Below are 9,923 nucleotides of genomic sequence, written 5' to 3'. Positions count from 1 at the left end.
TTATAAAGGGGAGGGAGCAGTTTTATAGTACCGATCGAAGCTAGATAAGCTATGAATTAGCCTAGATCGGCTAAGCTCGCACCAAAGTTGATGTGAAAGGGTTTATTGTCGATTACCAGAGCGGGAACTGACTCTACGCCACTGGCTTTAGCATCACCGATCTTCTCTTTTTGAGTGCCTAAATGTACGATTTCTAGATCGTAACGATCGCGATCGATTGCGCTAGCAATATTTTGTTCGGCAGCCAAGCAAACGGTGCAACCAGCGTGATAAAAAATGGCTTTAGTTTTCATATTGTTGTCTCGCAAGATAAGTAAATTTGTTGACAACATCAACTTAGCAAACAGCCAGAAATTCCGAAAGCAGGTACGATTTAGTAAGGTAGATACTTTTTGGTACGGATTTGGCTAAATGACCGATCGTGAGGATTCAAATATTTTAGTCAAGCAGACTTCCGCCATCAGAATGGCTGAGGATATTCTCGGCTGTAAATGGTCGGTCTCTGTGTTGCAACTAGTCCGCCAAGGCATCTGTCGTCCGGGCGCAATGGAGCGAAGCGTTGAGGGATTGACGACAAAAGTACTTAACGAACGCTTGCGGAAATTGACGAACTATAAAATCCTCCATCGTCATGCTTATCCAGAGATTCCCCCGCGTGTCGAGTATGCTCTAACACCTTTTGGTGAAAAGTTTGTGGGTATTTTAGACGAGCTGGCTAAACTTGAAGAAGAGTTTAAGTGCCTGTAGTCACAGCCACGAATCCAGTTGAGAGCTTTAACAGACTCCAGTTTACTTCCTGCTTCTGCTATAGCCTGTGCCGTCCAGCCAAATGGCCGTCTTGGGGTCTTTGGGATTGGCAATGATGAGCCGTTCTTCCGTGGAGCCATCGTCGTAGGTCATCCGCAGCATTAGACCGTCGATTTTGTAACGACCGCGCTGCGCGGGGGAAACTGAAGAGGTCGCAACACCAGCATTCGATCCGCCCGCACCGCTGCCTCGAATGACTCGACCGTCTGAGGAGAAGGTGTAGGTTTTCCAGGCTGCAACTGAGGCACTCCCACCGATGGCGACATTGCCCGTTCCTGAGAGCGATCGATAGGTGCCGTTGAGTTGGAAATCGGCGGGTAAGGCTTGATAGGTAGCCGAAAAGGGTAAGGCTTTCCATCCTTTAGTAGCGGTGAGTAACTCGACTTTGCCGCTGCTGCGTCGCCATTGCGTCCAGTCTTTGGGGCGCGCTTGGCGATGCTCTGCGAGTCCATTGGCGGAGGTGAGGGCTGAGACGTTTTTGAGGGCGTTGCCATTGCGGAAGAGGACGACTGGATAGATATCTTGGGTCACGAAGCCGCCAACGCCGATCGATGCTCTGGTATCGAAGCCAAAGGAGTCGATCTCGGAGACTCGACTGGCGATCGCAGAAGAAGATGTGGTAACAGTTGAGCTGGGATTGGGATTGGAATTGTTACGCGGCTCTGGGTTGGAATTGCTGGTTGCGAATTTTGCGGTGGGGGTGGTAATGATATTTGCCGCGATTTCGCAAGGAGTTTTGGTGCTGTAATTTTTGCGTAGTGCGGTAATCAGGTTGGTAGAACCTCGATCTATCTGTTGTTGCAGCTCGGAGGAGAGCGATCCCAGTTGGGTGCGAATGTTATTGACGTTTTGTGCTGTTTCCCAGGTAGCGATCGCGGCTGATTGTTTTTCGTTGAAGCCCTTTCCAGCTTTGCATTGAGCAGATAATCGATCGACAGTTCGGACTAGCAAGGCTGCCTTCACGAGTGCTTCGTCGGGGGCTTGCTGTGCTTTGGCTATTGAGGAAGTGACGAGCAGCAGTAGCGTAATGATGAGAAGACTAAACCGAGACCGATAAGGCAGCATGTCTTACCCTCCAGATAAAAGTGAATTCTTTTATATGCTAAGCGATTTTTTTGGGTCAGAAGACTTCGATCGTTTTGGCAGCATCATTTGGACGATTGCCTATAAGTTATACAGGTAGTCACTTGGGTTATTTAAGTCGATCGAATGCCTCATGAATTCGAGCTTCAGTCACCGCACCAAATCCGAGAATCAGCCGATCGTCATGTACTGGTGAATCGCGATTTCCCAAAGGGAACGCTTCGCGATCGTAATAGTCCCCACCAGACAAGATTTGAACGTCTCGCTCCAACCATTTTCGGACGATCGCATCGGTAGATCCAGCGGATGGTAATTTAATCCAAAACTGCAATCCGCCACTGGGTAACTGCCATTGCCAATTAGGAAAATCGCGCCGCAGATAATCGGCGATGAGATTGCGTTTTTTGCGATGGTGGACGCGCATCCGGCGTAAATGTCGATCGACCGATCCCGAATCGAGCAATTCTGCCAGCCACAGTTGCAACAGGAGGCTGGTAATACCATCTAGCTGCCACCGCAGATCGACAAGTTGCTGAATTATCGTTGGATGCGCGACGATATAGCCCAATCGCAACCCATTGAATAACACTTTGGAAAAAGTCCCCATGTAGATAACTCGTTCGCCTCGATCGATCGCCTTCAGCGCGGGAAGTGGGTGTCGATCGAAATAAAACTCACTATCGTAATCATCCTCAATAATCAGCGCATCATGGCGATCGGCTAATTCTAACATCGCCGCGCGCCGCTCTGGGGACAGTGTTACGCCTGTCGGAAAGTGATGTTCTGGCATCACGTAGTGAAACCGCGCCAACCGCGCCTCCTCAGACAGACACATGCCTTCAGCATCGATCGGGCATGGTAGCCCCACAATTCCCTGTCTGGTAAAGTTAGCCGGAATCGCCAGATATCCGGGTACACCGTAGCTGATACTGCCCCCATAGGTGGCAAACAACCGCGCGAGCAGGAAGGAAGAGTGCAGCGAACCATTGGTAATCAAAATTTGGTCGGGAGTGGCTTGGATGCCGCGATCGGGTAATACATGCTCGCAAATTGCTGCGAGTAATGTGGGATGACCGTTATTCCGATCGTACTCGTGAAAACGAGTGGGTGCAGTCTGCATCACCGATTGAAAAGCTTGTTGCATCGCTTTGAAGGGCAATCGATCGGTTTGAGCGAAGCTAGGTGTAAACCGGATGAGTGACTTCTGAGGGGCTGGATCTTTGGCGCGATATTCGGGAGCCGCTACAGTCAACCATTGCGGTAATCCAGTTAGCGATCGATCTGGTGGTGGCGGATTTACCTGGACGATCGGCGCAACCACCGTACCCCGTCCGACTCGGCTCAGACAGTAGCCTTGAGCGCACAACTCTTCATACGCGATCGTCACCGTGCGACGGGCGATTCCTAACTCGATCGCTAGTTGACGACTCGGCGGTAACTGGCTTCCTGCTAACAGTTCGCCAGCAAGGATACTCGATCGAATCTGTTCGAGAATTTGCAGGTAGTAGGGATGATGCGCCGGATCGCGATCGAGTTTGACATGCAGCATATTGGCACACAATTTTATTCCGATATTGGAGCATTACATCAGTCCAATTTTCTCTTATGATAGCCCTAACTTCAGCAGTTGCAACGCCCCCAGGAAAGCAAAGATCTGTAGGTTGGGTAGAGCAGCGACTCGCGCTCGTCTGGTTTCCAGACGGTTTAGCGAGTCAAGACAACGCGAAACCCAACGCGCTCAACCTCAGTTGCTCTGTCCCAGAATCGATCGTTATCAGGAGAAATAATATGACAAATGCCAATATGCAAACATTAGAAAAGACCAAAGATGGCTTTTCTGAAGATTTATTTTTTCAAATTCGAGATCGATCGTTTGAGGCAGTTCGCCAGATTGCCGCGCAAATTCAGGTCGGGATGCTCGAAGAAGATGCCAATCAAATGGCAATCGATACCCTCCGAGAAATGGGTACGCGTCAGGGCTGGCACAAGCCATACATTCGCTTTGGTGCCAATACTATTAAAACTTTTGGTGCAGATTCCGAATTAGGAATCAGATTGGGAGAAAATGATATTTATTTCATCGATATCGGCCCAGTATGGGAGCAATATGAAGGCGATGCTGGCGAAACATTTGTAACTGGAAATAACCCAGAATTTCAGCGGTGTGCGCAGGATGTTAAGCAAATTTTTCAACAGGTATCAGATAAGTGGAAACAAGAGCAACTCAGCGGTGAAGCCCTATATCAGTTTGCCGAAATAACGTCGCAGCAGATGGGCTGGGTCTTAAATTTGGATCTGAGCGGTCATCGACTCGGTGACTTTCCGCATGATGTTCACTATGCAGGCGGACTGACGACTATTCCCTTTTGCCCTTCACCCAAACTATGGGTATTAGAAATCCAAATTCGGCATCCAGAGCTACCATTTGGGGCATTTTATGAGGATTTGCTAATTTAGCCCCTATTATTGTGACATCCCCGACTTCTTGAAGAAGTCGGGGATGTCACAATAATCTCGTACATCCGCAATTCTCAATTCTCAATTCTCAATTAATTTAATAACTATGAATATCGAACTGTTAGAACAGAGCTTTAGCACTGTCAAAGCCTCCAGCGCAGACTTTACCAAAACATTCTATGCAAATCTATTTGCTGACTACCCAGAAGTCGAGCCGCTGTTTGCCAATGCACACATGGAAGCACAGGGGCAAAAATTATTTGATTCCTTGGTATTGACGATCGATAGTCTCCGCAAACCCGATGTTTTGACTGCGACACTCAAAGGTTTGGGTACCAGACATATCAAATATGGAGTGTTGCCCCAACATTATCCAATGGTCGGGAGTAGCCTTCTGAAGTCGCTAGAATCTGCTTTGGGAACTGATTGGACTGAAGAGGTTAAACAAGCCTGGATCGAGGCGTATACTGCGGTTGCGCAGCTTATGTTAGACGGCGCAGATAAATTGGAGAGCTGATGGAACGGTTAACTGAGCTACCCCAAGATCTGCCGATCCCGATCGATGATGGTGCTTGCGATCGCTTATTGGGAGAACTGCTACCACCGATTGCTTTGGCTTCAACTCAAGGCGATCGCATCAATTTATCAATTATCCCTGGCTATGTTGTCCTGTACTGCTATCCAATGACAGGACAGCCTGGTGTTCCTTTGCCGACTGGATGGGATGAGATTCCTGGCGCAAGGGGCTGTACGCCACAGTCATGCGCTTTTCGAGATCTGCACCAAGAGCTAAATGAGCTAGGGGCGCAAGTGTTCGGACTTAGTACCCAAAGTACCGCATACCAAACAGAAGCAGTCGATCGACTCCATTTGCCGTTCCCACTACTCAGCGATGCTGATTTGCGATTTGCGACAGCTTTAAATCTGGCAATGTTTGAGATCGATTCTCAGCCACTTATCAAAAGGGTCACATTAATTATGGATGCAGGCAAGATTGTGAAGGTGTTCTATCCTGTCTTCCCACCAGACAGAAATGCTGACGAGGTAATTAGCTGGTTAGAAACAGCAGGGTAAAGCATTTAATTAAATTAGAGAATTATCATGAGTAAAGATCCACATTCTCAGCAAGATTTAATGAGTTTTGGTTATGGATTTTTAGGCGTGCTGATTTTTAGCCTGACTCTTCCAGCCACCCGCATTGCTGTCACGGGATTCGATCCGGTATTTGTCGGTTTGGGGCGCGCGATCGTGGCAGCCGGATTATCATTAATTTTATTGCTCGTTACCCGTCAAAAGATGCCACCAGCCAGATTTTTTCCCAATTTTGCGATTGTGGCTGGGGGCGTGGTAATTGGGTTTCCATTATTATCGGCGATCGCCATGCGCGATGCAGCGGCGGCTCATGGAGCCGTAATTACTGGAATTTTGCCGTTGGCGACAGCACTGTGCGGCGTGTGGCGAGCTGGGGAAAGACCCTCACCTCAGTTTTGGCTGTTTGCTTGCTTGGGGAGTACGTTAGTAATTTGCTTTGCGTTGTTATCTGGTGGCGGCGCGATGAAGTGGGCGGATCTAGCGATGTTTGGAGCAGTTGGGGCTGCGGCTTTGGGTTATGCAGAGGGTGCGGTACTATCCCGCACGTTTGGCTCGTGGCAGGTTATCTGCTGGTCGTTATTATTATCGGCTCCGCTGCTACTACCGATCGTCTGGCAACATGCGCCAGCTAATTTTTTCGCCGTCGCACCCAAGCCAATGCTCGGTTTTCTATATGTGAGCGTTTTTAGCATGTTCTTGGGCTTTTTTGCCTGGTATCGGGGGCTTGCGCTGGGAGGGATCGCCCGCGTCGGACAACTTCAGCTAGTTCAGCCATTTTTTACGATCTTTGGCTCCGTCGTACTGCTGGGCGAACGTTTGACGATCGATACAATTGGTTTTGCGATCGCTGTAATTATCTGTGTGGCTTTAGGCAAACGGACTGCTTTGGCTACAATAACTGGAGGCGATCGTGGTTAGATAATTGGCTCAGTAATCACGATCGTCGATCGACAAATCCTTGAAAGTCTAAAATATCGAATCCCGGCTGGTAATCATTGGCATCGAAACTGTCATTAATGTTTTCCTCACGAAAAAGTCTTAACATGCACTCTGCTTCTGCGGTTTCCTTGGCAAGTTTTGCTTCAGGGGCAAGGGCATCGATCCATTCTACTCTCGCATTTGCCTCCGCTCTGGTTTTGCTGGGCGCGCCAATACCCCAAACGGCTCCATTAGTCGGATCGTAGTAGGTGCCGATGTACCGCAACGTCAGCGAGATTCTCGGTGCGTCCGTGCCGTCGTTTCCTAGTTGTTTGATACCGTGATAGAACTTTTGGTTGCTGTCTAAGTTCAACATAAACAACGAACCGTGCGGTAACGGCAATTTTTGAGGTACCGCACCTTTGTCGGTTTTCGATCGAAATATCATCGATCGCGTGGCTCCGAGCGAGACATTGACGATAAACGAAGGACGCATCACATCGAGCGTTTTATCTGCATGTTCGCCAATAAAATCGCGCCCGTTGCGATAGAGTTGAATCAAACAATGATTCAACGGATGACCGATGCGGCGTTCCACATCTTGCCGAATCGCATCAACCGTCGGCGTCCAGTAGGTTAGCGGGGGTTGCTCGTCGGCTGGGTGGCGATATAAGGGTTCGACGCCATCGGGTTCCTTAGTGCCTTGGAGGGCAATCAGACGCGGTACTGCGCTGCCGCGATGAATCATGTGATGCCAAGCCACCTCATCGTGCAGCGTTTGAAATGTCCTCTCATTAACGCAAGACGAGAGAGCCGCACAATCCAAACTGCTATCGCCAGCAATGCCGCTCAGTCGGACTGGATGGCTATCGGAGAGCAGTTCGCCCCAATGTCTGGTGGTAGCTCCAAGTTTTTCCAGTTCGCGAATTGCCAGTAGATGTTTACCTGGCGTGCTGGCTGAGGTAGCTTCTTCTAAAATCTCCACCTGATAGCCCAAGCGCAGCGCAGACTTGGCAGTCTGAAACACGCATACATTTGTCGTGACGCCACAAATCGAGAGTTTGGTAATTTGCTTTGCTTGCAACCATTCGTGCAGTGTCGTTCGATTGAAAGCATCGTACCAATATTTGACGATCTCCAGTTCATCATCCGTTCGGCGATCGAATGCACTTTGCAAAGCCGGAACGATTTCGCTACCCCAAGTACCTTTGACACAACAAGGTTTCCCGATGTGGGTTTTGTCTTGGAGTTCTTCTGGCGTTCCAGTTACTTCGCCATAATTTGAAGTAATCCACACCACCTGTCGATGTTGTTGCCGTGCGGCTTGCACCAACCAATCGATAGCTTCGCAGAGTTGTTGGGGTTCGATATGCCACTTAAAAAAAGCACCGCCCTGGGTTAAGAAGTCGTTCTGGAGATCGACAATTAAAAGAGCGGATAATTTCATCGATCCTATGTTTTGAGAGTTATTAGGGCTATATTACTTATTATATGACTCGATTTGAAAGTGTGATAATCGATCGCCTCTAAACTAAATAATCGTCTGACTTCGATTTCGATATCTGGAAAAGATCGTGGTGAAATATTGCCCATATGTGGTTATCATAGAAACCGATCGAGGCTGAAGCATTGAGTTTCCCGCATCCCGCTCTATTTTTTATGAAACCGACCGCTACTCTATTATTTTCCTGCCCAGATCGTCGGGGCTTGGTTGCTAAAGTTGCCAATTTTATTTATTCCAACGGTGGTAACATCGTTCATGCCGACCATCATACCGATTTTAATGCTGGGTTATTTTTGACTAGGATCGAGTGGCACATTGAAGGATTCAATCTACCTCGCGAATTAATCGCTCCAGCTTTTGGGGCTATTTCTCAACCTTTAGATGGTACTTATCAAATTCGATTTTCAGATACCATCCCTCGGATGGCAATTTGGGTCAGCCGTCAAAACCACTGTTTATTAGATTTGATTTGGCGACAACAGGCGCGAGAATTTTCAGCAGAAATTCCCCTCATTATTAGCAATCATCCCGATCTCGAACCGATCGCCAAGCAATTTGGGATCGCTTATTATTACTTGCCAATTACTAAAGATAATAAAGAAGCACAGCAGCAACGACAACTAGAATTACTTAAAGAATATTGCATCGATTTGGTGATTCTAGCTAAATACATGCAAATTATCAGTCCCGAATTTATCGATACATTCCCCAGTCACAATATTATCAATATCCACCACTCCTTCCTGCCTGCTTTTGTCGGTGCCAATCCCTATCACAAGGCTTACGAGCGCGGGGTGAAGATTATTGGGGCGACGGGTCATTATGTGACTTCCGAGCTGGATGCTGGGCCGATTATCGAGCAGGATGTGGTCAGAGTTACCCACCGCGATGAGGTGGACGATTTGATTAGGAAAGGGAAGGATCTCGAACGAATCGTGTTAGCGCGGGCGGTGCGACACCATCTCCAAAATCGGGTGTTGGTGTATGGGAATAAAACTGTGGTATTTGATTAGCAATTGCCCGAACGATACTAAAATACAGGTAATTTTATGATGATACTTTACTGAGTTCTTTGCTTCAATTCATCAATAAATTCAAGCGTGAAACTTTCAAGCTGCCTACTGTCGATCGACGCTATAAATTTATCAAATGGATTAAAGTCTACTATATACTTGCCGATACTTATTCCCAATGGTTCCAGATGTTTACCTGGCAATTCTCGATATAAAATTGGGAATTTACGCTGCTTTAATTGCTCGATCGCCCACAAGACATCACTATTTTCTCTAATTTCTGGAGACTTAGAACTATCTGTTTGGCTTCCCGCCAAGGTATCCTTTTCAAAGGAAATTAATGCAGTTAGGTTAAATAAACGACTGCGTTCGATAAAGCATTGAGTCTGTTTCCTGGTAGGTTTTACACCCCACCCAACCCGATCGAGAAAACTCGCGATCGATCGGATTGGAATTGCACTTTCTGTATCGCTAATATCTGGTGCAATCAGTAAAGAAGGTTGGTCTAAAATTGAGACACCATCTAAATCGGCAGCAGCAATTATTGCTTCAACTTCACGATCGACATTCACTCCGATACAATTCTGTGCGATCTGTTGCCACTGCTGACCGCTCAAGAATTCTAGCAGTGCGATATATTTACAACCCAAACTATGTCCCAGCCAATAGTAGTTTTTCTTTTCTCGATATAGATCGGATTTATATTCTAATCGATCGGCAATTTTTCCTAGCTCATCGCGTAATATTTCTTGTTCTTTAAGTAAGTCAATTGCAATTCTCCAATGCCGAAAACTAAACCTGAATGGTAATGCGACAATTGTATAGCCTGATGCAAATAATGTTTGGAGGAAATATCGATAAAAAATGGTTGGAAATGTCCCGAAAAAAGCACCGCCAATAAACTGAATTACTCCTTTAGGTTGGGGATGTATTGCAATCCAACTATTAGAAACAGGGATAAACCCGAACATTGGTGGCATCGTATTTCTCAATTTCGACATAATCTTCCCCAAGTTAACAATATTAACCACCGATAGTAGAAGTAGAAT

At 47.2% G+C, this 9,923-nt stretch carries 11 protein-coding genes; 6 read left to right on the top strand and 5 right to left on the bottom strand.

Annotated elements, in window-relative coordinates:
* Positions 1 to 56: 56 nt before the first annotated feature.
* Positions 57 to 293, bottom strand: a complete 237-nt coding sequence (locus tag C7B77_RS15445) for a thioredoxin family protein (protein ID WP_106306477.1) — start codon at positions 291 to 293, stop codon at positions 57 to 59.
* Positions 294 to 411: 118 nt separating this feature from the next.
* Here C7B77_RS15445 and C7B77_RS15440 point away from each other — a divergent pair, with 118 nt between their 5' ends.
* The gene (locus tag C7B77_RS15440; RefSeq protein ID WP_106306474.1) at positions 412 to 747 is read left to right on the top strand and encodes a winged helix-turn-helix transcriptional regulator; all 336 of its coding nucleotides are present in this window, start codon (positions 412 to 414) and stop codon (positions 745 to 747) included.
* A gap of 42 nt (positions 748 to 789) precedes the next feature.
* Here C7B77_RS15440 and C7B77_RS15435 read toward each other — a convergent pair whose 3' ends face one another.
* On the bottom strand, positions 790 to 1,872 hold the full coding sequence (locus C7B77_RS15435) for a hypothetical protein (RefSeq protein WP_106306471.1): 1,083 nt from the start codon (positions 1,870 to 1,872) through the stop codon (positions 790 to 792).
* A gap of 127 nt (positions 1,873 to 1,999) precedes the next feature.
* Positions 2,000 to 3,439, bottom strand: coding sequence for a MocR-like pyridoxine biosynthesis transcription factor PdxR (gene pdxR / locus C7B77_RS15430; RefSeq protein WP_106306468.1), 1,440 nt, complete (start codon positions 3,437 to 3,439; stop codon positions 2,000 to 2,002).
* Positions 3,440 to 3,495: 56 nt separating this feature from the next.
* Here pdxR and C7B77_RS15425 point away from each other — a divergent pair, with 56 nt between their 5' ends.
* From C7B77_RS15425 to C7B77_RS15410, 4 genes are all read left to right on the top strand, one after another.
* Positions 3,496 to 4,347 (top strand): M24 family metallopeptidase, encoded by an 852-nt coding sequence (locus C7B77_RS15425; RefSeq protein WP_245894218.1) that lies wholly within the window; start codon positions 3,496 to 3,498, stop codon positions 4,345 to 4,347.
* A 106-nt stretch (positions 4,348 to 4,453) separates the two neighbouring features.
* Positions 4,454 to 4,864 carry a globin family protein gene (locus C7B77_RS15420; RefSeq protein ID WP_245894217.1) on the top strand — a complete coding sequence of 137 codons (411 nt, stop codon included), beginning with the start codon at positions 4,454 to 4,456 and terminating at the stop codon, positions 4,862 to 4,864.
* Positions 4,864 to 5,421: a peroxiredoxin gene (locus C7B77_RS15415; RefSeq protein WP_106306462.1), complete on the top strand. Its 558-nt coding sequence runs from the start codon at positions 4,864 to 4,866 to the stop codon at positions 5,419 to 5,421. Before C7B77_RS15420 ends, C7B77_RS15415 begins: the two co-directional genes overlap by 1 nt.
* 27 nt (positions 5,422 to 5,448) lie before the next feature.
* Positions 5,449 to 6,357 (top strand): DMT family transporter, encoded by a 909-nt coding sequence (locus C7B77_RS15410; protein WP_106306459.1) that lies wholly within the window; start codon positions 5,449 to 5,451, stop codon positions 6,355 to 6,357.
* A 16-nt stretch (positions 6,358 to 6,373) separates the two neighbouring features.
* Here the strand turns inward: C7B77_RS15410 and C7B77_RS15405 are convergent, their stop codons facing one another.
* Entirely contained in the window at positions 6,374 to 7,804 is a 1,431-nt protein-coding gene (locus C7B77_RS15405) for an isochorismatase family protein (RefSeq protein WP_106306456.1), read from the bottom strand.
* Positions 7,805 to 8,016: 212 nt separating this feature from the next.
* Between C7B77_RS15405 and purU the strand changes: the two genes are divergently transcribed.
* Positions 8,017 to 8,874, top strand: coding sequence for a formyltetrahydrofolate deformylase (gene purU / locus C7B77_RS15400; protein WP_106306483.1), 858 nt, complete (start codon positions 8,017 to 8,019; stop codon positions 8,872 to 8,874).
* Between the two features lie 47 nt (positions 8,875 to 8,921).
* Here the strand turns inward: purU and C7B77_RS15395 are convergent.
* The coding region (locus tag C7B77_RS15395; protein WP_245894216.1) for a DUF1350 family protein at positions 8,922 to 9,923 on the bottom strand (1,002 nt) is incomplete at its 5' end.

The organism is Chamaesiphon polymorphus CCALA 037, assembly GCF_003003845.1.
GTDB classification, from domain to species: Bacteria; Cyanobacteriota; Cyanobacteriia; order Cyanobacteriales; family Chamaesiphonaceae; genus Chamaesiphon; species Chamaesiphon polymorphus.
The sequence above is the reverse complement of the archived record's forward strand: the minus strand, read 5'-3'. Positions and strand labels throughout refer to the sequence as shown.